This window comes from Clostridium mucosae, from assembly GCF_024622765.1.
Lineage (GTDB): Bacteria > Bacillota > Clostridia > Clostridiales > Clostridiaceae > Clostridium.
Genome location: NZ_JANKAF010000008.1, coordinates 142,408 through 167,071 on the forward strand (window position 1 = coordinate 142,408; position 24,664 = coordinate 167,071).

The 24,664-nt window shown below is 29.6% G+C and carries 24 protein-coding genes; 23 read left to right on the forward strand and 1 reads right to left on the reverse strand.

What is annotated here, in order from left to right; genetic code table 11:
- Window positions 1-85 precede the first annotated feature (85 nt).
- The 22 genes from rimP (at window position 86) to NSA50_RS10950 (ending at window position 22,456) form a co-directional block, all read left to right on the forward strand.
- Window positions 86-544, forward strand: coding sequence for a ribosome maturation factor RimP (gene rimP / locus NSA50_RS10845; protein WP_195428284.1), 459 nt, complete (start codon window positions 86-88; stop codon window positions 542-544).
- Window positions 545-560: 16 nt separating this feature from the next.
- Entirely contained in the window at window positions 561-1,643 is a 1,083-nt protein-coding gene (gene nusA, locus NSA50_RS10850; protein WP_195263605.1) for a transcription termination factor NusA, read from the forward strand.
- Window positions 1,644-1,655: 12 nt separating this feature from the next.
- On the forward strand, window positions 1,656-1,922 hold the full coding sequence (rnpM, locus tag NSA50_RS10855; protein WP_257445053.1) for an RNase P modulator RnpM: 267 nt from the start codon (window positions 1,656-1,658) through the stop codon (window positions 1,920-1,922).
- Window positions 1,915-2,229 carry a ribosomal L7Ae/L30e/S12e/Gadd45 family protein gene (locus NSA50_RS10860; RefSeq protein ID WP_257445055.1) on the forward strand — a complete coding sequence of 105 codons (315 nt, stop codon included), beginning with the start codon at window positions 1,915-1,917 and terminating at the stop codon, window positions 2,227-2,229. The genes rnpM and NSA50_RS10860 overlap by 8 nt, the downstream gene beginning before the upstream one ends.
- A 15-nt stretch (window positions 2,230-2,244) precedes the next feature.
- Window positions 2,245-4,290 (forward strand): translation initiation factor IF-2, encoded by a 2,046-nt coding sequence (gene infB / locus NSA50_RS10865; RefSeq protein WP_195263602.1) that lies wholly within the window; start codon window positions 2,245-2,247, stop codon window positions 4,288-4,290.
- 18 nt (window positions 4,291-4,308) lie between these two features.
- Window positions 4,309-4,659: a 30S ribosome-binding factor RbfA gene (rbfA, locus tag NSA50_RS10870; protein WP_195263601.1), complete on the forward strand. Its 351-nt coding sequence runs from the start codon at window positions 4,309-4,311 to the stop codon at window positions 4,657-4,659.
- A complete protein-coding gene (locus NSA50_RS10875) occupies window positions 4,659-5,636 on the forward strand; it encodes a DHH family phosphoesterase (RefSeq protein WP_257445059.1) in 978 nt (325 codons plus the stop codon). Before rbfA ends, NSA50_RS10875 begins: the two co-directional genes overlap by 1 nt.
- The gene (gene truB / locus NSA50_RS10880) at window positions 5,636-6,514 is read left to right on the forward strand and encodes a tRNA pseudouridine(55) synthase TruB (protein ID WP_257445061.1); all 879 of its coding nucleotides are present in this window, start codon (window positions 5,636-5,638) and stop codon (window positions 6,512-6,514) included. The genes NSA50_RS10875 and truB overlap by 1 nt, the downstream gene beginning before the upstream one ends.
- A gap of 11 nt (window positions 6,515-6,525) precedes the next feature.
- Complete coding sequence (locus NSA50_RS10885) at window positions 6,526-7,449, forward strand: bifunctional riboflavin kinase/FAD synthetase (RefSeq protein WP_257445063.1); 924 nt, start codon at window positions 6,526-6,528, stop codon at window positions 7,447-7,449.
- 128 nt (window positions 7,450-7,577) lie between these two features.
- Window positions 7,578-7,841 (forward strand): 30S ribosomal protein S15, encoded by a 264-nt coding sequence (rpsO, locus tag NSA50_RS10890; RefSeq protein ID WP_195263597.1) that lies wholly within the window; start codon window positions 7,578-7,580, stop codon window positions 7,839-7,841.
- Window positions 7,842-7,921: 80 nt separating this feature from the next.
- On the forward strand, window positions 7,922-10,036 hold the full coding sequence (locus NSA50_RS10895; RefSeq protein ID WP_257445065.1) for a polyribonucleotide nucleotidyltransferase: 2,115 nt from the start codon (window positions 7,922-7,924) through the stop codon (window positions 10,034-10,036).
- Window positions 10,037-10,190: 154 nt separating this feature from the next.
- Complete coding sequence (locus NSA50_RS10900) at window positions 10,191-11,498, forward strand: M16 family metallopeptidase (protein WP_257445067.1); 1,308 nt, start codon at window positions 10,191-10,193, stop codon at window positions 11,496-11,498.
- Window positions 11,499-11,575: 77 nt separating this feature from the next.
- On the forward strand, window positions 11,576-11,902 hold the full coding sequence (locus tag NSA50_RS10905; protein WP_195263594.1) for a YlmC/YmxH family sporulation protein: 327 nt from the start codon (window positions 11,576-11,578) through the stop codon (window positions 11,900-11,902).
- Window positions 11,903-11,920: 18 nt separating this feature from the next.
- Window positions 11,921-13,123, forward strand: a complete 1,203-nt coding sequence (gene dapG, locus NSA50_RS10910; protein WP_257445070.1) for an aspartate kinase — start codon at window positions 11,921-11,923, stop codon at window positions 13,121-13,123.
- 46 nt (window positions 13,124-13,169) lie between these two features.
- Window positions 13,170-13,904 carry a ClpP family protease gene (locus NSA50_RS10915; protein WP_195263592.1) on the forward strand — a complete coding sequence of 245 codons (735 nt, stop codon included), beginning with the start codon at window positions 13,170-13,172 and terminating at the stop codon, window positions 13,902-13,904.
- Between the two features lie 178 nt (window positions 13,905-14,082).
- Window positions 14,083-16,488, forward strand: a complete 2,406-nt coding sequence (locus NSA50_RS10920; protein WP_257445072.1) for an FtsK/SpoIIIE family DNA translocase — start codon at window positions 14,083-14,085, stop codon at window positions 16,486-16,488.
- An 86-nt stretch (window positions 16,489-16,574) separates the two neighbouring features.
- Window positions 16,575-17,912 (forward strand): 30S ribosomal protein S12 methylthiotransferase RimO, encoded by a 1,338-nt coding sequence (gene rimO, locus NSA50_RS10925; protein ID WP_195428271.1) that lies wholly within the window; start codon window positions 16,575-16,577, stop codon window positions 17,910-17,912.
- Window positions 17,896-18,486 (forward strand): CDP-diacylglycerol--glycerol-3-phosphate 3-phosphatidyltransferase, encoded by a 591-nt coding sequence (gene pgsA / locus NSA50_RS10930; protein ID WP_195263589.1) that lies wholly within the window; start codon window positions 17,896-17,898, stop codon window positions 18,484-18,486. Before rimO ends, pgsA begins: the two co-directional genes overlap by 17 nt.
- Window positions 18,487-18,661: 175 nt before the next feature.
- A complete protein-coding gene (gene recA, locus NSA50_RS10935) occupies window positions 18,662-19,702 on the forward strand; it encodes a recombinase RecA (protein WP_195263588.1) in 1,041 nt (346 codons plus the stop codon).
- Between the two features lie 316 nt (window positions 19,703-20,018).
- On the forward strand, window positions 20,019-21,563 hold the full coding sequence (rny, locus tag NSA50_RS10940; protein ID WP_306813933.1) for a ribonuclease Y: 1,545 nt from the start codon (window positions 20,019-20,021) through the stop codon (window positions 21,561-21,563).
- 181 nt (window positions 21,564-21,744) lie between these two features.
- Complete coding sequence (locus tag NSA50_RS10945) at window positions 21,745-22,005, forward strand: stage V sporulation protein S (RefSeq protein WP_016206312.1); 261 nt, start codon at window positions 21,745-21,747, stop codon at window positions 22,003-22,005.
- A gap of 190 nt (window positions 22,006-22,195) precedes the next feature.
- A complete protein-coding gene (locus NSA50_RS10950; protein ID WP_008678438.1) occupies window positions 22,196-22,456 on the forward strand; it encodes an HPr family phosphocarrier protein in 261 nt (86 codons plus the stop codon).
- Window positions 22,457-22,687: 231 nt separating this feature from the next.
- Here NSA50_RS10950 and NSA50_RS10955 read toward each other — a convergent pair whose 3' ends face one another.
- The gene (locus NSA50_RS10955) at window positions 22,688-22,906 is read right to left on the reverse strand and encodes a DUF378 domain-containing protein (RefSeq protein ID WP_195263587.1); all 219 of its coding nucleotides are present in this window, start codon (window positions 22,904-22,906) and stop codon (window positions 22,688-22,690) included.
- Window positions 22,907-23,092: 186 nt separating this feature from the next.
- Between NSA50_RS10955 and purB the strand changes: the two genes are divergently transcribed.
- The gene (gene purB / locus NSA50_RS10960; protein WP_257445079.1) at window positions 23,093-24,523 is read left to right on the forward strand and encodes an adenylosuccinate lyase; all 1,431 of its coding nucleotides are present in this window, start codon (window positions 23,093-23,095) and stop codon (window positions 24,521-24,523) included.
- Window positions 24,524-24,664 lie beyond the last annotated feature (141 nt).

Sequence of the window (24,664 nt, forward strand, 5' to 3'; positions counted from 1 at the left end):
ACAAATAGTTGCTTTTTTTATAGAGTAGTTAAGATTTAGTAAAGCTTTAAAATTTAAAAACTGAATATAGTAAAGGAGGGTTAATATGAAAGTTGATGCATTATTAGAAACTATTGATCAATTAGTAAGACCTATAGCTGAAGAACTTAATTATGAAATTTATCACATTGAGTATGTAAAAGAAAATGGAGATTATTATTTAAGAATATATATTGATAAAGATGGTGGTATAGCATTATCTGATTGTGAAGCATTGTCTAGAAGAGTAAGTGATGTCATGGATGAAAAAGATCCAATCAAAGATGCATACTTCTTGGAAGTTTCATCACCGGGATTAAATAGAGGACTATTTACAGATGAACACTTTAAAAAGCAAATAGGAAAAGAGATAATGGTTAAATTCACAAAATCATTAAATGGAAGAAAAAATTTAAAAGGTATATTAAAGGAAGTAAGTGATGATTCAGTTGTAGTTGAAGCTGATGAGTTAGTTACAATTCCAAAAGATAAAATAAAATCAGCCAATTTAGAAGGGGAAATATAATAAGGAGGATATTAAAATGAACCAAGAGTTTATAGGTGCTCTTAGAGAAATTGTTAAAGATAAGGGGATTAGCGAAGATTTACTTTTTACAACTATTGAGGATGCGTTAGTTGCAGCATACAAAAAGAACTACGCTAGCCCAACAACTTCAGCACAAAATGTTAAAGTAAGTATAAATAGAGAAACAGGAGAAATTCATGTATACGCTCAAAAAGTAGTAGTTGAAGATGTGTATGATGATGTAACTGAAATAAGTTTAGAAGAAGCTAAGGAAGTTAGCCCAAGATATGATCTTGATGATATAGTTGATTTAGAAGTTACTCCAAAGAATTTTGGTAGAGTAGCAGCTCAGCTTGCTAAGGGTGTGGTAACTCAAAGAATAAGAGAAGCTGAAAGAAACATAGTATATTCAGAGTACAAAGAATTAGAATATGACATAATTACTGGTACTGTCTTAAGAAAAGATAAAGGTAATGTCTTTGTAAATCTTGGAAGAATAGAAACATCTATTGGACCAAATGAACAAATTCCAGGAGAAGAATATAAATTTAATGAAAAAGTAAAACTATATGTTGTAGAAGTTAAAAATGGATCAAAAGGGGCTCAAATTTTAGTTTCAAGAACCCATCCAGGTTTAGTAAAAAGACTATTTGAGTTAGAAGTGCCTGAAATATATGAAGGTGTTGTTGAAATAAAGAGTATTTCAAGAGAAGCTGGTTCAAGAAGTAAAATTGCTGTTTACTCAAATGATGAAAATGTAGATCCAATGGGGGCTTGTGTTGGACCGAAAGGAACAAGAGTACAAAATATAGTTAACGAGCTTAAAGGTGAAAAGATTGATATAATAAAATGGAGCAAAAATCCTGAAGAGTTTATAGCAGCATCATTAAGTCCTGCTAAAGTTTTAGAAGTAGTTGCTTGTGAAGAAACAAAATCTGCTAAAGTAGTTGTAGACGATAATCAATTATCACTTGCAATAGGAAAAGAAGGGCAAAATGTTAGACTTGCAGCTAAGTTAACAAATTGGAAAATAGATATAAAAAGCAAATCTCAAGCAGATGCATTAAAAGAAGAAACAGTTGAAGAAACTATAGAATAAGGGAGGATTTTTATGAAAGTAAAGAAAATTCCTTTGAGAATGTGCACAGGATGTATGGAGATGAAACCTAAAAAGGAACTTATAAGGGTTGTAAAAACTCCAAAAGGTGATGTTTCAGTTGATTTAACTGGGAAAAAATCAGGCAGAGGCGCATATATTTGCAAAGATAAAGAGTGTTTAGAAAAAGCTTTTAAAACAAAAAGGCTTTCAAGAAATTTAGATATAGCTATAGATGAAGTTATATACAATAGATTAAGGGAAGAGATTGAAAATGAATAAATTTTTTAATTTTCTAGGCCTAGCTAAAAGATCAGGAAATTTAGTTGAAGGGTATAGTAAATGTGACGAGCAAAGAAATAGGAAATCTATTTTTTTATTCATCATGTCTAATGATGCTTCAAATAGTACAAAAAAGAAATTTAAAAATCATTGCGTATCAAAAGATATAAAATTTATAGAAGACTTTTCAAAAGAAGAGTTAGGTGCTGCAATTGGAAGAGAAGAAGTGAAAATATTAGCTATAACAGATGAAAATATGGCTAAAAAACTTTATACCATTTACGAAGAGGAAAAAGTTAAAATTTAACCGGGGGTGATTTTATTGTCAAAAATCAGAGTATATGAATTGGCAAAAGAACTGCAAATAAGTTCAAAGGAACTTATAGAATTATTAATGAATGAGTTTAGCGTTGATGTAAAAAATCATATGAGCGTTATAGAAGATGAAGATGCAGAGTTAATCAAAGAGTTAATTGGAGATACTGGAGCATCAGGAGATAAAACTATAGTTGATGAATATGAAGAAATATTAGCTGAAGAAGTTAATAATCAAGCTAAAAAAAGAAAAAGAAAGAAAGTAGAAGAAGACGCTAACATAATTGGTGAAGGCGGATCAGGTGTTGTTGAAATTGGAGAGACAATAACTGTAAAAGAACTTTCAGAAAAACTTGGAAAACCAAGTGCAGATGTTATAAAGACTCTTATTTTTACAGGAGTTATGGCTGCTATAAATCAAGAAATAGATTTTGCAACTGCTGAAAAAGTATGTGAAAAATATGAGTGTTTAGTTGTTAAAAAAGAAGAAAAAGAAGAGCTAGAAGTGGTTGAAGAAGAAGAAGTGGTAGAAGAAAACCTAGTTAAGAGACCTCCTATAGTTACAGTTATGGGTCACGTTGACCATGGTAAGACTTCATTATTAGATGCTATAAGAAAAGCTAATGTTACTGCTCATGAAGCTGGTGGTATAACTCAACATATTGGAGCTTACACTGTAAATTTAAATGGCGAAAAATTAACATTTTTAGATACACCAGGACACGAAGCTTTTACAGCAATGAGAGCAAGAGGAGCTCAAGTTACAGACGTAGTTATATTAGTTGTTGCAGCAGATGATGGTATAATGCCACAAACAAAAGAAGCTATTAGCCACTGTAAAGCAGCAGAAGTTCCTATGATAGTAGCTATAAATAAAATAGATAGACCAGGAGCTAATATAGATAGAGTTAAACAAGAATTAACTGAGTATGAATTAGTAGCCGAAGACTGGGGTGGAGATACTATATGTGTTCCTGTATCAGCAAAGACAGGTGAAAATTTAGAACAATTATTAGAAATGGTTCTATTAACAGCAGAAATGGCAGAACTTAAAGCAGATCCAAAGAGAAAAGCTAAGGGTACTGTTATAGAAGCTAAACTTGATAAAGGTAGAGGTGCAGTAGCAACACTACTTATTCAAAATGGTACATTACATGTAGGAGATTCAATATTAGTTGGTTCTACATATGGTAGAATAAGAGCTATGTTTGATGATAAAGGAAAGAGTATAAAAGCAGCTGGTCCTTCAATTCCAGTGGAAATTTTAGGACTTTCAGAAGTTCCAGCAGCAGGAGATAGATTTACTGTTGTTAAAGATGAGAAAACAGCAAGAAATATGGCTGAAACAAGAAAACAAAAAATTAAAGATGAAAGCTTCCATTCAGCTAATAGAGTTTCTCTTGAAGATTTATATAGCCAAATTCAAGAAGGAACAGTTAAAGAACTTGGTATTATAGTTAAGGCTGATGTTCAAGGGTCAGTTCAAGCTATAAAACAATCATTAGAAAAGCTTTCAACTGAAGATGTTAAAGTAAGAGTAATTCATGGTGGTGTTGGTGCTATAACTGAAACAGATGTTACTCTTGCAACGGCTTCAAATGCATTACTTATAGGATTTAATGTAAGACCAGATTCAAATGCTACAGTAGTTGCAGATAAAGAAGGGGTCGAAATTAAAACATATAGAATAATTTACGATGCAATAGAAGATGTTAAATCAGCTATGATTGGAATGCTTGATCCAGAGTATAAAGAAGTTGTAAATGGAAAAGCAGAAGTAAGAATGGTTTATAAGATTTCAAATGTAGGAACAATTGCTGGATGTTACGTTACAGATGGTAAAATAATAAGAAACTCTGAAGTTAGAGTTATAAGAGATGGAATAGTAATATTTGAATCAACTTTAGCTTCACTTAAGAGATTTAAAGATGATGCAAAGGAAGTAAACACTGGTTATGAATGTGGTTTAAGTGTTGAAAAGTTTAATGATCTTAAAGAAGGTGACGTAATAGAGTCATTTAGTATGCAAGCAATTGAAAGAAAGCAGCTTTAATTAAAGAGGTGATTTTAAATGGCTAATTACAGAGGTGGCAGAATAAACGAAGAAGTTAGAAGAGAAATAAGTGTTATCATAAGAGATGAAATTAAAGATCCTAGAATGACTGCTATGGTTTCAATTACAGCAGTTAAAGTAACTAAGGATTTAAGATATGCAAAGGTATTTGTAAGTATTTTTGGTAAAAATGAAGAAGAAAAAAATGAAACCTTTGCAGCATTAAAAAGTGCAAGCGGATATATAAGAAAAGAAATAAGCCAAAGAATGAATTTGAGAAATACACCTCAAATATTATTTGAGCTTGATGATTCTATAAGCTACAGTATGAAAATAGAAGAGCTTATAGAAAAAGTTAAGGAAAAGTAATGAACACATTACAAGATATATCTAAAGCAATTTTAGATAGTAAAAAAATAGGCATTACCTACCATGTATCACCTGATGGTGATGCAGTAGGTAGTGCACTTGCACTATTAAATGGATTAAGAACCTTAAAAAAAGATGCTTATTTAATTTCAAAAGATATAATATCAGAAAATCTTCAATTTCTTAAAGGTGCAAATGAAGCTACAGGAAATTTAATAACTCCAGTTGATGATACTTCAATAGTTGTAGTATTAGATTGTGGAAATTATGAAAGAATATCTGCAGACTTAGATAATTTTAAAGGAAGTATATTAAATTTAGATCATCATATTACAAATGATAAATATGGAGATTTAAATTATGTAGATGTAGAAGCTGCGGCTACGGCAGAAATAGTTTTTGAATTGTTAGAATCATTAGGAATTAATTTTAATAATCAAAGTGATGATATAAGAGAGATAGGTACTTGTCTTTATACATCATTAGTCACAGATACAGGTGCATTTAGACATTCAAATGTAACTTTTAGAACTCATAATATTGCAGCAAAATTAAGAAAAATTGGTGTAAATAATACCTACATACATCAAAATCTTTTTGATAACAAGAGTTTTGAAAAGATTAGATTGATGGGTAAAGCATTGAATGACATGGAACTTTTATTTGATCGTAAAGTAGCATTAATTAAAATTCCTATGGCTTATGGGGATGAGCTTGGGATAGAAATAGGGGATACATCAGATATAATATCTTTCGGTTTACAAATAAAAGGTGTAGAAGTTGCAGTTCTAATAAAGGAAATAGAAAATGGTTCTAAGGCAAGTTTAAGATCAAAAGATAAATTTGATGTTAGAAATATAGCTGAAAAGCTAGGCGGCGGTGGCCATGTAAAAGCTGCGGGGATAACTTTAAAGGGTATAAAATTAGACGAGGCTAAGAACAAAATTCTAGAGGAAATAGAGAAAGAGTTGTTATAATGAACGGCGTAATTAATATTTTTAAGAATACTGGTATGACTTCTTTTGATGTTGTAAGAATAATAAAAAAAGCAGCAGGCACTGGAAAGGTTGGACATACTGGAACACTAGATCCAGAAGCAAGTGGTGTTTTGCCTATATGTATAGGCAAAGGAACAAAAATTATTGATTATATAATGAATAGTGAAAAAATCTATGAAGTAGAGTTTAAGATTGGTATAAAAACTACTACATATGATTTAGAGGGAGATATAATAGAGGAAAAAGATCCATCTAATATAAGCGATGAAAATATAGTGAAGGCTATTTATTCTTATGAAAAAGAATATTCTCAAGTTCCACCTATGTATTCTGCTTTAAAGCAAAATGGTGTAAGGCTCTATGAATTGGCGAGAAAAGGCATAGAAGTAGAAAGAGAAGGTAGACTTGTAAATATATATAAGATAGAAGATGTAAAGATAAACAATCCATATATTAGTATGAAAGTTACATGTTCAAAAGGGACATATATAAGAAGTCTTTGTTATGATATAGGGGAAGCTTTAAATGTTGGAGCTACTATGACAAAGCTAAAAAGAAGTAAAACATCTAAATTTACTGAGGATGAATCTATTAATATAAAAGATATAAATTCTGAAAATATAAAAGATTACATTATAAGTATAGAAGATGCTTTAGATTCCTATGAAAAATTAATAGTTTTAACTAAATATTCAAAACTTTTAATTAATGGAGTTAAAGTTTTTGATAAGAGATTTACCAAAGAAAATATTGAAATAGGAAAACTATATAGAGTTTATGATGAAAGTGGAATGTTTATAGGACTTGGTAAAAGCGATCATCAAGGCTTTAAAATAGAAAAATTATTAATTAATTAGGGGAGCAGGATATGATAGTAATAGATGATATTATTATGGAAAATAAGGATAGTGACAACTATGTAGCATTAGGAAGTTTTGATGGACTTCATTATGGTCATTTATCCCTTGTAAAAAAGACTGTCCAAGTTGCTAATGAAAAAAAAGGCAAAAGTATGGTGTTTACATATAAAAATCATCCTAAAACATTAGTAAAGCCAGAAAGTACACCTAAATTAATTATGGATTTAGAAACGAAGCTTAAATATTTAGAACAAGAAGATGTAGATATAGTAATACTAAGAAGCTTTACTAAAGAATTTATGTCAATGTCTGCAGAGGATTTTATAAAATTACTTTGTGTAGACTATAATGTAAAAGGAATTATAGTTGGATTTAACTTTAAATTTGGATATAAAAATTTAGGGGATGTAAATTTATTAGAAGATCTTCAAAGTAAATATGGATATGAATTATATATTATGGAACCATACACTTATAAAGGTGATGTAATAAGTAGTACTAGAATAAGAAAAAGTATTTTAGAAGGAGATGTAAAAGAAGCTTCTAAAATGTTATCTAAGCCATATTTAATTAAAGGAAGAGTTATTCATGGTAAAAAACTAGGAAGAACAATAGGATTTCCAACTGCAAATTTAGAGTTCGATAATAAAATAATAATTCCGGATAAGGGAGTTTATTATACTAATGTAGAGTATAATAATAAAATTTATAAAGGAATTACATCTGTTGGGAATAATCCTACAGTAAATGGGCAACAATTAACTATAGAAACATATATATTAAATTTTGATGATACTATCTATGGACAAGAAATTAAAGTTTATTTTATTGAAAGAATAAGGGGTGAAATAAAGTTTAATTCCTTAGAGGAACTTGTTGAACAAATTAAAAAAGATGAAAAATTTGCGGAAGATAGAGATATAGTAATATAATTATGTAAATTTATAATTTACAATATCTATATCATTTGTTATAATAGCAAAGAAGAACCTAATTCTAAGATATGAGGGTGCTAGCTCATTTCCTGGATATAGGGGATAAATTTACGGAGGTGCGAACAATGGACGCAATAAGAAAGCAAGAAATAATCAAAGAACACGGAAGACATGAAGGAGATACTGGTTCACCAGAAGTGCAAATCGCTTTATTAACAGAAAGAATTAATTCTTTAACTGATCATTTAAAGATGCACAAGAAAGATCACCACTCAAGAAGAGGTCTTTTAATGATGGTTGGACAAAGAAGAGGTCTTTTAAATTACTTAGCTGATCAAGATATCGAAAGATACAGAGCTATAATTAAAAAATTAGGCTTAAGAAGATAGTCTTTAGAGCGGTTTTTAAGCCGCTCTATTATTTTAACAATTTTAAATGATAAGATATAAGCCTGAAGGGAGGTTACAAAATGAACAATGTAATGAAAACAACTATAGCTGGTAGAGAACTTAAGTTGGAATTTGGAAAGATTGGGATGTTATCAAATTTAGCATCATTTATTAGCTATGGAGACACAGTAATTTTAACTAATGTTAATGCTTCAGAAAAACCAAGAGAGGGAATAGATTTCTTTCCTCTAAGTGTTGAATATGAAGAAAGATTATACTCAGTAGGAAAAATACCAGGTGGTTTTATTAAAAGAGAAGGTAGACCTTCAGAAAATGCTATATTATTTGGAAGAGCAGTTGACAGACCATTAAGACCTTTATTTCCAAAGGGATATAGAAATGATGTTCAAGTTGTATGTACAGTAGTATCAGTTGAGAAGGATAACCTACCAGAAATTCTAGCAATTAATGCAGCATCATTGTCATTATGCTTATCAAGCATTCCTTTTACAACTCCTGTTGCAGCTGTGCAAGTAGGTCTAATCAATGGAAATTTCATTTTAAATCCAACATCTAAAGAAAGAGAAGAAAGTGAACTCCAATTAACTGTTTGTGCAACTAGTGAAAGAGTTATGATGATTGAAGCTGGTGGTCAAGAAATTCCAGAGGATGTTATGCTTGCTGCCATTAAATTTGGATTTGATAGTTGCCAAGATATCATTAAATTCCAAGAAGAAGCAATGCAAAGATTTGGAAAAGAAAAAATGGTTCCTGAATTATATAAGCCAAGTAAAGAGTTAGAAAATGAAATAAAAGAATTTGCTGGTGAAATAATTAAAGAAGCTATGTGGATAACTGATAAAGATGAAAGAAATGCTGCAATGGACGAAGTAAATGAAAAGGTTTATGCAGAATTTGAAGAAAAGTATCCAGAAAACGTAGGAGATATAAAGGAAATAATCTATAACTTACAAAAAGAAGTTGTAAGAGATATGCTTTTAAATCACCATAGAAGACCAGATGAAAGAGCATTTGATCAAGTTAGACCAATATCATGTGAAGTAGGAATTTTACCAAGAACTCATGGTACAGGATTATTTACAAGAGGATTAACTCAAGTAATGACTGTTGCTACATTAGGAGCAGTAGGAGATATTCAAATAATTGATGGTATAGGTGAAGAAGAATCAAAAAGATACATGCACCACTATAACTTCCCAGGATATTCAGTAGGTGAAGTAAAGCCTTTAAGAGGCCCAGGAAGAAGAGAAATAGGTCATGGAGCTTTAGCAGAAAGAGCATTAGAACCATTAATACCTTCAGAAGAAGAATTCCCATATACTATTAGATTAGTATCAGAAGTATTAAGTTCTAATGGTTCAACATCACAAGCTTCAGTTTGTGGTAGTACTTTAGCATTATTAGATGCAGGAGTTCCTCTTAAGAGACCAGCAGTAGGTATAGCAATGGGACTTATAACTTCAGAAGATCTTACAAGAGAAGAAGTTTTAACTGATATTCAAGGAATAGAAGACTTCTTTGCTGATATGGACTTCAAAGTTGCAGGAACTGTAGAAGGAATTACGTCAATACAAGTTGATACTAAGATAAAGGGATTAAGTTTTAAAGTTATAGAAGATGCTATAATGGGAGCTAGAAAGGCTAGACTTCATATCTTAGATAAAATAAGTGAATGTATTCCAGGACCAAGAGGAGAAGTTTCAACATATGCTCCTAAAACTTCAATAATAAGTATAGATCCAGAAAAGATAAGAGATGTTATAGGTGCTGGTGGAAAAGTTATAAATAAGATTATCGAAGAAACTGGAGTTAAAATTGATATTAAAGAAGATGGTACAGTTTTTGTATCTTCAGCAGATCATGATGGCGTAAATAAAGCAATAGCTATTATAGAAGGTTTAACAAAAGAAGTTAAAGTCGGAGAAGTTTACTTAGGAAAAGTAACTAAGATAGCTACTTTTGGTGCTTTTGTTGAAATTCTTCCTAATAAAGAAGGATTATGTCATATATCAAAATTAGACAAAGCAAGAGTAAATAAAGTTGAAGATGTGGTATCTGTAGGTGATGAAATATTAGTCAAGGTAACCGAAATAGATAATCAAGGAAGAATTAATCTTTCAAGAAAAGATGCTTTAACTGATGACTCAGAAGAAAAGACTGAGAAAAGCGAATAGAAAAAGTTAGTAAAGGGCAATTTATTGCCTTTTTTTCTTTATATGATAAAATTTAAATTAAACACTAATAATTAATAATTAAGTATTACATAACTATAAAATAATATAGAATAATAGTAATATAGAATAAATTTAGAAATAAAGAGGAGGAACTATGTACAATATATATATATTAAAAAATGGTTTAAGAGTTGTAACAGAATATATAGATCACGTAAATTCAATAAGTGTCGGTGTTATGGTTCAAAATGGTTCAAGAAATGAGGATTTAGAGTTAAACGGTATATCACATTTTATAGAGCATATGTTTTTTAAAGGAACAGAAAAAAGAACTTCAAAGGAAATTGTTCAACAAATAGAAAATGTAGGGGGTCAAATAAATGCTTATACAAGCAAAGAAGCAACTTGTTATTATATAAAAGCTTTAAATACACATTTAGATTTATCAATAGAAATTTTAGCTGATATGATATTAAATTCTAAGTTTGATGATGAAGAAATAGAAAAAGAAAAAGGTGTAGTTATTGAGGAAATAAATATGAGTGAAGACACTCCAGAAGATGTTTTAGATAATGATTCATCAAAGGCTATTTTTGGAGATAATTCATTATCTTATCCTATACTTGGTACTATAGAAAATATAAAGTCATTTAATAGTAAAAAGATAAAGAAATTTGTTAAATCACATTATGCGCCTCATAATTCAGTAATTTCTGTATGTGGAAAATTTGATGAAAAAGAATTATTGAAAATGATAGAAGATAATTTCGGGTCTTGGGAAGGGGAAGGAGATTATAAGCCAGAATATAAAACCCCAATTTTACTTTCACAAAGTAAATATACAAATAAACCAATAGAACAACTTCATATAAATTTAGCATTTAAAGGATTGCCATATGCGCATGAAAAATCTTATTCTCTAGTACTTCTAAATAATGTGTTTGGAGGAGGAGCATCATCTATATTATTTCAAAATGTAAGAGAAGAGTTAGGACTTTGCTATACTATTTATTCATATGCTCAGCCATATTTAGGGACTGGAATAAATAATATATATACAGGAGTAAGTAAACAATCTGCAGATAAGGCACTAGATGTTATTAATAAGGAACTTAAAAAATTTGCTGAAAATGGAATTTCTAATGATGTATTAGAAATTAACAAGGAAAAAATAAAGGCAAGTTATATATTAGGTTTAGAAAGTACATCATCAAGAATGTTTTCAAATGCAAAGAGTATGCTACTACAAAATAAGATTAAAACACAAGAGGAAGTAATAAAAAGAATTAACAATATAAATGCTGATGACATAAATTATGTATTAGATACTTGCTTTAAACCAGGCATAATAAGTTCAGCGTATGTAGGTCAAGATATAGAATGGGAGAAATTAAATAATATAATAGAACCTAATATAAAAGCATATGATAATTCAAATAAAAATGGAATAAGAAGAATATAATTTTAATCATAATATTAGGTACTAAATTATCTCTGATTAGCATAGGATTTACATAAGATAGTGTGGAGGTGAATCTTATGTTAAGAGGAGATAGAAAAAAAGGTGAGTATTATGAAGATGAGTCCAAAAGAGAATCTAAGTATAGACTTCTTAGTGATTTAGAAAGATATGAAATATTTAATACAGAAGAAGCAGAAAAATATGATACTCAGCAAGCTTTAGATTTTATAATTGATGAAAATGGAAATTTGCAATTTATAGTTGCTGCTGTTGCCGGAAGTAAATTAGGCCTATTCAGTAGTAGGGAATATGTAGAAATCCCTTGGAGCTATGTTACTAAAATTGGAGCAAATGTTATAGTTGTTTCAGCTGATAAGGAGAAAATAAAAAGGGCAAGAGCATAAATTTAGGGAGGTTATTACTTGAAAATAATTATACAAAAATTTGGAGGTACATCTGTATCTACTGAAGAGAGAAGAAATCAAGTAGTAGCTAAGGTTAAAAATGCAATAGATGAAGGATTTTCCCCTGTAGTAGTTGTATCTGCAATGGGAAGAAAAGGAGAACCTTATGCTACAGATACTTTATTATCTTTATTAGATAATAATTTCAAGAGGAATAACCTACAGGCAACTGATATGCTTATGTGCTGTGGAGAAATTATAAGCAGTGTAGTAATGAGCAATGTTTTAATAAATGAAGGTATCCAAGCAGTTCCACTTACTGGTGGTCAAGCAGGTATTATAACAAATGATAATTTTTCTGAAGCAGATTTACTTTATACAAAAACAGAAAATATTAAAAGTATTATAGAAAGCGGAAAAGTTCCAGTTGTTACTGGATTCCAGGGAATAACTGGAAAAGGATATTTAACAACCCTTGGAAGAGGGGGAAGTGATACATCAGCATGTATTATAGGTGAAGCTTTAAATGCAGAAGAAATAGAAATATATACAGATGTAGATGGTATAATGACTGCTGACCCAAGAATCGTTGATGATGCTTCGTTAATAGATACAATAACTTATAATGAGGTTTTTCAACTTGCAGATCAAGGAGCAAAGGTTATACATCCACGAGCTGTTGAGTGTGCAAGAAAAGCTAATATTCCAATTGTTATTAAGAATACTATGAGTAACTGTAAAGGTACTTTAGTTAATAGCTATGGAACAAGTAATCATGAAAGAACTATTTCAGGGATAACACATTTAAATAATAGAGCTCAAGTAACAGTAAGATTAAATGAAAATAAAGATAAAGTAAATTATAGATATTTATTAGAAATTTTAGCGAAAAATAATATCAGTCTAGATTTAATAAATATATTTCCAACTGAACAAATTTTCACTATAGATTCATGTAAAAAGGAAAAACTAGAAAGAGTTCTTAAGGAAGCAGATATAAAATATAACTTAATAGAAAATTGTAGCACTATAGCTATAGTTGGGATAGGAATGACTGGAGTACCTGGTATAATGGCGAAAATAATAAATACATTATCAAAAGGTTCAATAGAAATTCTTCAAACAGCTGATTCTAATATGACAATATGGTGCTTAATTAAATCTGAGTATGTTAAGAGAGCTCTCAATTTACTTCATAAAGCATTTAATTTAGGTGAATAAAATAAATCCTCTTGTACAAAATAATATTGTATAGGAGGATTTTATTATGAATAATTTTTTTAACTCATCAAAAGATGAAAATAAGGATATAGAGAATGAAGAAGAAAAGCTAAAAGAAGCTAAGGAAAAAAGAGAAGAAATAAAAGAATTTGGAACTGATAATGGTGTTGCACAAGACGAAAGTATTCAAATACTACCTATAATAGGGCAAATAGAAGGACATCAAGTTTTACCAGCACAATCAAAGTCAACAAAGTATGAACATGTGATTCCTCAACTTATATCTATGGAACGAAACGATAATGTAAAAGGAGTATTAATAATACTAAATACAGTTGGTGGAGATGTAGAAGCTGGGTTAGCAATTGCGGAAATGATAAATTCCCTATCAAAGCCTACAGTTTCAATAGTTATAGGTGGTGGACATTCAATTGGGGTACCACTTGCAACTTCATCAAGTTATTCTTTTATAACACCATCAGCTACAATGATAGTTCATCCTATAAGAATGAATGGATTTGTTATAGGTGTAGCTCAAACATTTAATTACTTTCAAAAGATGCAAGAGCGCATAGATAATTTTATTGTAAGAACATCTAAAATAAATAAAGATGAATTAAAACAAATGATGCTAAAATCAGATGAGCTATTAAATGATATGGGAACTATTTTAATTGGAAAGCAAGCAGTAGAATGTGGCTTAATAGATGAAGAGGGTGGAATTAAAGACGCTTTAAGTAAATTGAAGGAGCTAATTGAAGAAAAAGAAAATCAAAAATAAGTTAAGGAATAATTATATAAATTTATGAAAAAGGAAATTTACTTTAGAATATATTATATTAATTTAAGCAGTTTAAATAATAGACAGTTATTTAAATTGCTTTTTTTTCATTAAAGTTTATAATAATATTATGTAAATAATTAACTTACAATAAGTGGGGAAATTGCGAGGTGATTGTGTGTCTAGAGTCAAAGCAAAAAATACTAATAGCAAAAAGGACACAAATAAAAAAAAGGATGTAAAAGAAAATGGAGATATTAAAGGAATAGTTTATATAGCAATAGGTATTTTATTAGCTATAGCAATTTACACAACTTGGGCAGGAGCATTATCTATTTTATCAAGGCAAGTAATATATAAACTAATAGGAGTAAGTGCTTTTGTACTTCCATTATATTTAATTTATTTTGGGTATCATAGTATAGTTTCGAAGGGAAGCATTAAAGTAACAAGAAGGTTTTTTGGTATTACCCTAATTATAGCATCAATAACATTAGGTTGTGCAACTGGTAGTATTCATGTATTGCAACCAAAAGAAGGATTTTATGAAACTTGGCAAGAAGTAGTTAGGGTTTCTGGAGTACATGGAGGACTTGTAGGACATTTAATTTCTTATCCATTAGGGAAACTTATAGGTTATATAGGGTCATATATATTATATGTTGCATTTTGGGCAATAGGAACAATATTAATATTTGATATAACTTTATATGATATAATCATGTTCTTTAAAGAGGAAAGTCAAAAGATAAAACCAAAAAGAAAGGAAATAAAGACTAAAGTTAATGTAGAAAAAGAAATGGAAAAAGAAAAAACTCCATTAATAGATGCTGTTCCTAAGGTGAAAGAAAGAGAAAGAGAAGAGTTTATAAATGGAATAAATAATAAAATAAAAATTCTTGATTTTATGAAGAATTCTTCTTTAGATGAAGGAGCACTTGAAAGTTCAGTTGAAGAGTTAAAAGAAAATAAAAAAAATAATCCTTTTAATATAGAAGTCTTTGATGAAGAAAAGCAAGATGATACAGTAAATAAAGCAGTTAAAGAAGAAAAGATTAAGAAAAAAGAAAAATTAGATAACACAGTTAAGGATGTGGTAAGTAAAGAAATAGAAGAAAGTTTAACAGATGAAAAGAAGGAAGAGAAAATTTATAATCATCCATCTGTAGAGCTTTTAAATATAAATAGTAAGATGAAGCTTAAAAGTGAGGATAAGAAAGAGTTGATAGAAAATGCAGGTAAGCTAGAGGGGATTCTTAATGATTTTGGAGTAGATGCAAAGGTAGTTCAAGTAACTAAAGGACCTTCAGTAACTAGATTTGAAATTCAACCAAGTCCTGGGGTAAAAGTTTCAAAAATAGTAAATCTACAAGATGACATAGCTTTAGGACTTGCAGCTAGTGGTGTAAGAATGGAAGCTCCTATACCAGGAAAAGCAGCAATAGGCATAGAGGTTCCAAATAATAAGCAAACAGCAGTATTTCTAAGAGAAGTTTTAGACTCTAATGAATTTAGGACATCAGATAAAAAATTGGCTTTTGCATTAGGAAAAGATATAGCAGGTAAATGCGTAGTAGGAGATTTATCTACAATGCCTCATATGTTAATTGCAGGGGCAACTGGATCTGGTAAATCAGTATGTATTAATACGCTTATAGTCAGTTTGTTATATAAATATAGTCCAAATGAAGTTAAATTATTAATGGTTGATCCAAAAGTAGTAGAACTTAGTGTATATAATGGAATACCACATCTTTTAATCCCAGTAGTTACAGATCCTAAAAAGGCAGCAGCTGCACTAAACTGGGCAGTTAATGAAATGAATAAGAGATATAAATTATTTGCAGATTCATCAGTAAGAAATATAGAAAGCTATAATGCTCTTTATGAAAAGGGAATAATTGAAGAAAAGCTACCATATATAGTTATGATAGTAGATGAGCTTGCTGATTTAATGATGGCTTGCCCTAATGATGTAGAAGATTATATATGTAGATTAGCACAAATGGCTAGAGCAGCAGGAATGCATTTAATAATTGCAACTCAAAGACCTTCTGTAGATGTAATTACAGGTGTAATTAAAGCTAATATACCATCTAGAATTTCGTTTGCTGTTTCTTCTGGTATAGATTCTAGGACTATATTAGATTCAACAGGTGCTGAAAAATTACTTGGAAGAGGAGATATGTTATATTGTCCAATAGGGGAAAATAAACCTATTAGAGTTCAAGGAGCATTTATATCCGAAGAAGAAGTAGAAAAGGTTGTTAGCTTTATAAAAGATGAAGAATCAAATGTAGATTATGAAGAATCTATAATTGAACATATAGAAAATGGAGCAAAAGATACAGGTAATTTTGGAGATAATGAGAGTGGTGATGAACTTTTAGATGAAGCAATAAAAGTTGTTATAGAATACAATCAAGCATCTACATCATTCCTTCAAAGAAAGCTTAGAATAGGGTTTAATAGAGCTTCAAGAATAATGGATGAACTTGAAGAGCGTGGTATTATATCAGAGAAAGATGGAAGCAGGCCAAGACAAGTTTTAGTTTCAAAAGAAGAATTAAATATGGAAGATTAAAAAAACTTGTAAATATTATTTTTCTACATTAAAATAATATTTAGGCCAAATGAGCAATAATTTATAGAACATAGGAGGAAGTAGCTTTGGAAAAATATAAAGTTGGGATGGTAAGTTTAGGATGTGATAAGAATAGAGTTGACTCTGAACTTATACTTGGAACAATAAATAAATTTTATGAAATAACTAATGATCCTAAGGAAGCTGAAATAATAATCGTTAATACGTGTGGATTTATAGAAAGTGCAAAGCAAGAATCTATAGATACAATACTAGAAATGGCTGAATACAAGAATAAATATAAATGTAAGATGCTTATAGCCACAGGATGTTTAACTCAAAGGTATGGTGAAGAATTATTAGAACTTATGCCTGAAATTGACATACTTATGGGTGTTAACGACTATATGAAGTTACATAAGCTTATCTTAGATTTTATAAAAGGGGAAAGAAAGCTACTTGCAACAAATTATAGCGATGAAAATATAAATGAAGGAATAAGACTTTTAACTACTGATAAATATACTGCATATGTTAGAATTGCAGAAGGCTGTGATAATTACTGTACTTATTGCATAATACCTAAAATAAGGGGAAAATTTAGAAGTAGATCCAAAGAAGCAATATTAGAAGAAGTAAATCTTCTTGTAAAAAATGGAGTTAAGGAAATCATATTAATAGCTCAAGATTTAACATACTATGGAATGGATATATATAAAGAAAATAAACTTCATGAATTAGTTAGTGAAATTTCTAATGTTAATGGAGTTGAATGGATAAGGTTACTTTATTGTTATCCAGAAGAAATAACAGAAGAGTTAATTGAAGAAATGGCGACAAATCCAAAGATTGTAAAATATTTAGATTTACCAATACAACATATAAGCAATAATATTTTGAAGCGTATGGCAAGAAGAACAAATAAAGAAACAATAACTAATATAATTGATAAATTAAGAAAAAGAATTCCAGAAATAGCTCTTAGAACATCTCTTATAGTTGGGTTCCCTGGAGAAACAGAAGAAGATTTTAATGAGTTATGTGACTTTCTAAAGGACTATAAACTTGATAACGTTGGTGTTTTCAAATACTCAAAAGAAGAAGGAACTCCAGCAGCTAATATGGAAAATCAAATTGAAGAGGAAATAAAGGAAGAAAGACAAGAAAAACTAATGATGGTTCAAAAAAATGTAGTAGAAGAATTAAACAAATTGAAAATATCAAAAGTTTATGATACTATTATAGAAGGAAGAAAAGGTAAATATTTCATTGGAAGAAGTTCAGAAATGGCACCTGAAATTGATGGAAATATTTTGGTTAATACAACTCAAAAGCTTGAAAAAGGTGATATTGTAAAAGTCAAAATTAAGGAAGCATTAGAGTATGATTTAGTAGGAGAGATATACGATGAATTTAGCAAATAAGCTAACAATGCTAAGAATATTTTTAGTACCTTTATTTTTAATATTTATTGCTGTAAAAAATATTCCATATGGTACTTTCATAGCTACGTTTATATTTATAATTGCATCTTTAACAGATCAATTGGATGGATATATTGCAAGGAGTAGAAATCAAATAACTAATTTTGGAAAATTTATGGATCCTCTTGCAGATAAGCTTTTAGTTACAGCTGCATTAATATCATTAGTTGAGCTTCAGCTTATACCAGCATGGGCAACTGTGGTTATAATAGCAAGAGAATTTGCAGTTTCAGGACTTAGAACAATTGCAGCTGCTGAAGGAAAAGTAATTGCAGCAAGCACTTGGGGAAAAGTGAAAACTGTTACTCAAATAACAGCTATAATAGCTTTATTAATTCAAGTTAATGTAGGATCTTCAAAATATTTAACAACATTGGTTGTTGAAAGTGATATATTTAGAAATATTATTACATATGGTCCAAAGTTTTTATTATTACTAGCTGTTGTGATGACAATAGTATCTGGAATTGACTATTTTAGTAAAAATAAAAAAATAATAAATACTAATAAATAGTTTATTATAAAATAAATAGGATATAATTAAAAATAAAAGTTCCATCTTCCAAAGTTGGAACTTTTAATATGCAAGATATTAGTATGAAATTATATATTATATGTTGACTATAGTTAACATATAATATATAATTTATTTATAGAACAGATGTTCGTTTTAGAGAGGAAGGTGCTATATGGGAAATATAGATATGGATAAGTTAAAAGCTATAGAAAATGCAATGGGTCAAATTGAAAAGCAATTTGGTAAAGGATCCATAATGAAGCTAGGAGAAAATAGCGCATTAAACATTGAGACTATTTCAACTGGGTGTCTTGACTTAGATATAGCTTTAGGTGTAGGGGGATTACCTAAAGGAAGAATTATAGAAATATATGGACCGGAAAGTTCAGGTAAAACAACAGTAGCATTACATGTTGCTGCTGAAGCACAAAAGCTAGGAGGAGCAGTTGCATTTATAGATGCAGAACATGCTTTAGATCCAAGTTATGCTAGAAGATTAGGTGTTGATACAGAAAATCTTATAGTTTCTCAACCAGATACAGGAGAACAAGGTCTTGAAATCGCTGAGGCTTTAGTTCGTTCTGGAGCAATAGATGTTATAGTAGTTGACTCAGTTGCTGCATTAGTACCAAGAGCTGAAATAGAAGGTGAAATGGGAGATTCTCACGTTGGACTTCAAGCAAGACTTATGTCACAAGCTTTAAGAAAACTAACAGGAACTATACAAAAAACAGGCTGTATAGCTATATTTATAAACCAATTAAGAGAAAAAGTTGGTGTTATGTTTGGAAATCCTGAAACTACAACAGGAGGAAGAGCGTTAAAATTCTATTCTTCAGTAAGACTTGATGTTAGAAGAATAGATTCAATAAAGCAAGGTGAAAATGTTGTAGGAAACAGAACAAGAGTTAAGGTAATTAAAAATAAGGTAGCACCTCCATTTAAACAAGCTGAATTTGATATAATGTATAATGAAGGTATATCAAGAACTGGTAATATAGTTGATGTAGGTGTTAAAGAAGGAATGGTTCAAAAGAGTGGAGCATGGTTCTCTTATGGAGATGTAAGATTAGGTCAAGGTAGAGAAAATGCAAAACAATACTTAAAGGAAAATCCAGAAATTGCTCTAGAAATAGAAAATAGAATAAGAGAGAAGTATGAATTACCTCTTATGAAGGAAGTTGCTATAGATAATAATGTGGAAGAAAAATAAAATTTGTAGTAACTAGAATATAATTAGCTAAATATGTTAATAATATAAGTCGATAATAATAATATTTTTATATTATTATTATCGACTTTCTTGTTTAATAGTAAGATAAAGCAACTTAAATTTACGTAACAATAAGGATGTAAACAATTAAATTTACTTTGTGAATTATACAACTAAACTTGACATAATTTTAATTTTAAGATAAAATAATAACAAATACTGGTTTTATCATATTTCAAATATCAGTTAGATTAAGTATGATACCTACTACATTTTCTGTTAAACATAAGTTTATATGAATGGAGGAGGTGTTGTTATGGATAATATTCTTACTTGGATAATAGTTGATATTATAGTATTAATCGTATTCGTTTTTTTACTTTATAAAGCTATACAAAGAGCTTCTAAAAGTAAGATAGAAGGCTTAGAAAAAGAAGCAGAAACTCTTTTGGAAAATGCTAAAAGAGAAGCTGAAGCTACTAAGAAGGAATCAATTTTAGAAGCAAAGGAAGAGGTTCATAGACTAAGAAATGATCTAGATAGGGATTCAAGAGAAAGAAGAAATGAAATTCAAAGACTTGAAAGAAGAATAATTCAAAGAGAAGAATCCCTAGACAAAAAAAGTGATCTTTTAGAAAAGAAAGAAGAAGCTCTAAATAAAAGATTACAAGAAATCGATGAAATGGAAGCAAATGTACAGGAACTGTACTCTAAGAGAAGAGAGGAGCTTGAAAGAATAGCAACTTTATCTAGTGATGAAGCTAGAGAAATCCTTTTAGAAGAAGTTAGAAGAGAAATAACTCATGAAACTGCTATAATGATCAAAGATATAGAAGCTAGAGCAAAGGAAGAAGCAGATAAAAAAGCTAGAGAAATTATAACAACTGCTATTCAAAGATGCGCAGCAGATCATGTATCAGAATCAACAGTACATGTTGTTGCCCTTCCTAATGATGAAATGAAGGGTAGGATTATAGGTAGAGAAGGTAGAAATATCAGAACTCTTGAAACATTAACAGGAGTAGATTTAATAATAGATGATACTCCAGAAGCAGTTATTTTATCAAGTTTCGACCCAGTTAGAAGAGAAATTGCTAAAATAGCTTTGGAAAAGTTAATTGTAGATGGTAGAATTCATCCAGCTAGAATCGAGGAAATGGTAGAAAGAGCTACCAAAGATGTAGAAAATGATATTAAAGAAGAAGGAGAACAAGCAACACTAGAAACTGGTGTTCATGGTGTTCATCCTGAAATAATCAAATTACTTGGTAGACTAAAGTATAGAACTAGTTATGGACAAAATGTGTTAAAGCATTCTATTGAAGTTTCATATTTAGCTGGTGTTATGGCTGCAGAATTAGGCTTAGATGTAAATCTAGCTAAAAGAGCAGGTTTATTACATGACATAGGTAAAGTAGCAACACAAGAAGAAGAAGGTCGTCATGCTGTAATAGGTGGAGATCTTGCTAAAAAATATGGAGAATCACAAGTTGTAGCAAATGCTATAGCTGCGCATCATGGAGATGTTGAAATGTTAACACTAGAAGCCGTTTTAGTTCAAGCAGCTGATGCAATATCAGCAGCAAGACCAGGTGCTAGAAGAGAAACTCTAGAAGCTTATATTAAGCGTTTAGAGAAACTTGAAGAAATTGCAAATTCTTACGAAGGTGTAGAAAAATCATATGCAATTCAAGCTGGTAGAGAGATTAGAATTATGGTTAAACCAGATCAGTTAGATGACGCTGGATCTGTAGAATTAGCTAGAAACTTAGCTAAAAGTATAGAAGAACAATTAGAATATCCAGGTCAAATTAAAATTAATGTTATAAGAGAAACAAGAGCAGTAGATTATGCTAAATAATATAAAGTACATTTTGCAATGCAAAGTGTACTTTATTTTTTATGTTGAAATTTGAAAAAAAAGATTAAAAAATTTTCAAAATAAAGGAGGATTTTTTAATAACTTATAGAATATATATATTGCAAGAGTAAAAACTCTGCAATATATTGTAAACGATTTTTATCTAGGAGGTAAAGACAAAGTGGAAGTATTAAAAGTTTCAACAAAATCAAATCCAAATTCAGTGGCAGGTGCATTAGCTGCCATAATTAAAGAAAAAAATATAGTAGAAATCCAAGCAGTAGGAGCAGGTGCTATAAATCAAGCCGTAAAAGCAATTGCTATAGCAAGAGGCTTCGTTGCCCCTAGCGGAAAAGATATTGTTTGTGTTCCAGCATTCACTGATATTGAAATAGATGGTGAAGAGAGAACAGCAATAAAACTAATCGTTCAACCAAGATAGTAAGTTCTGGAATTTAATTTGGGGAGAGAATTTATTTTAGGGGAGATAAAGAAAAGGACTACATAATAGTAGTTCTTTTTCATATTAAGGAAAATAGGTGTCATAAGCCTTGAATTTTTTTTGATTTACATATATAATGTAATAGTTAAATAGATAACTATTTGAAATTTAATGTAAAGAGGTGTGTTTAATGGTATCTAAAGAGGTTGTAGTAAACAACGGAACTGGTTTACATGCTAGACCAGCAACTTTATTAGTGAAGAAAGCTTCATCTTTCAAATCAGATGTAAGCATAGAATTTAACGGAAAGAAAGCAAACGTTAAGAGTTTAATAGGAGTTCTTTCTTTAGGAGTAACTAAAGGAGCTGCTATAACTGTTTTAGCAAGTGGAGATGACGAAGCTTTAGCAGTAGAAGAAATTTCTAACTTAATAGCTAGCTTAGAAGACTAATAAAAAAAGTGCCAATAGGCACTTTTTTTATTTATAGTAAAGGTTAAAATCTTAAAATTATATTATATAAAGCTTTTAGTACTATTATACTAAAAATATATCTATTTTAACTTTTATTACTTTAGTTCTAAGTGAACATATATAAGAGTTAGTTAATCTTTAAGAAATGTTAGAATAAGTAATAATATATATCCACTTTTTATTTAACTTAATATTTATGATAGTATGTAGTTAACTAAATAAATTTAGAGATTTACATTTAAATATTAAAACAATCAAGTCTATAGCTCCAGCAAATACTAAGATATAAACTATTCTTTGTAATAAAACTGACCCACCAACAAGGAAAGTAACTAGGTTTATACTTAATAAGCCTATAAAGCCCCAATTTATTGCTCCAATTAATACTAATATAAAAGATATTTTGTCAACGAGATTTATTTTACACATAATTTATCCTCCTTATGAATTAATACAGTATATATATATTAATAAATAACAAGAATATAACTGAATTAATAAATAATAAAAATATAGCTGAAAATTATTTTAAAAATACTGAAAAAATAATTATGTTATGTTATAATACGAATTATAAAGTAAAAAAATAAAAAATTATTCGGAGGTTATCTAAGGATGAGAGATTTATATGATTCACCATTAAATTCAAGATATGCATCAAAAGAAATGAGTTTTATATTCTCAGAAGATATGAAATTTTCAACATGGAGAAAATTATGGGTTGCATTAGCAGAAGGAGAAAAAGAATTAGGTTTAAATATAACTGAAGATCAAATAGATGAGCTAAAATCTAATATATATAATATTAATTATGATGAAGCAATAAAAAGAGAAAAAGAAGTTAGACATGATGTTATGAGCCATGTATATGCATATGGATTACAATGCCCTAGTGCAAAAGGAATAATACATTTAGGAGCGACTAGTTGTTATGTAGGTGATAATACAGACATAATTATTATGAGAGATGCTTTACTATTGATTAAGAAGAAGATAGTAACAGTATTAAATCATTTATCAAATTTTGCCATGAAATATAAAGATATGCCAACCCTTGGATTTACACATTTTCAGCCTGCTCAATTAACTACTGTAGGAAAAAGAGCAACTCTTTGGATGCAAGATTTAGTGTTAGACATAGAGAATATAGATTTTTTACTATCAACATTAAAATTAAGAGGAGTAAAAGGAACTACAGGTACTCAAGCAAGTTTTATGACTTTATTCAATAACGATGAAGAGAAGGTTAAAGAATTAGATAATATAGTAGCAAAAAAAATGGGCTTTGATAAAAGCTATGGTGTTACTGGTCAAACATATCCTAGAAAATTAGACTCTATAGTATTAAATAGATTATCAGAAGTTGCTCAAAGTGCTTATAAATTTAGTAATGACTTAAGATTATTACAAAGTATGAAAGAAATTGAAGAACCATTTGAAAAAAATCAAATAGGATCATCTGCTATGGCTTATAAAAGAAATCCTATGAGAAGTGAAAGAATGGGATCCTTAGCAAGATATGTAATAGTTAATTCACTAAATCCAGCAATAACAGCTGCAACTCAATGGTTTGAAAGAACTTTAGATGATTCAGCAAATAAAAGAATTGCTGTAGCAGAAGCTTTCTTAGCTTTGGATGGAGTTTTAAATTTATATATAAACATTGCAGAAAATATGGTTGTATATGAAAAAGTAATAACAGCGCATGTAAATAATGAGTTACCTTTTATGGCCACAGAAAATATAATGATGGAATCAGTTAAAAGAGGTGGAGATAGACAAGAGCTCCATGAAAGAATTAGAATTCATTCAATGGCAGCTGCACAAAGAGTAAAAGGTGAAGGTTTAGATAATGATTTAATTGAAAGAATTATAAAAGATAATAGTTTTATGTTAAGTGAAGAAGAAATAAAAAATATAATTAATCCAGTTAACTTTGTAGGTAGAGCGCCAAGTCAAGTTATAGAATTTATAGAAAATTATATAAACCCAATTATAGAATTTAATAAAGATGCTTTAGAAATAAAGAGTGAAATTTCTGTTTAGCATAATTATTTATGAAGGGGCTGTTGCAAAAGCAACTAGCCGAATAAATGGGAAAAGGTGGATTCAATAGAATCCACCTTTTTTGCATAAACTTAAATCATGAAACTATTCAGTTTATACAATACTAATCAACAATTAGTA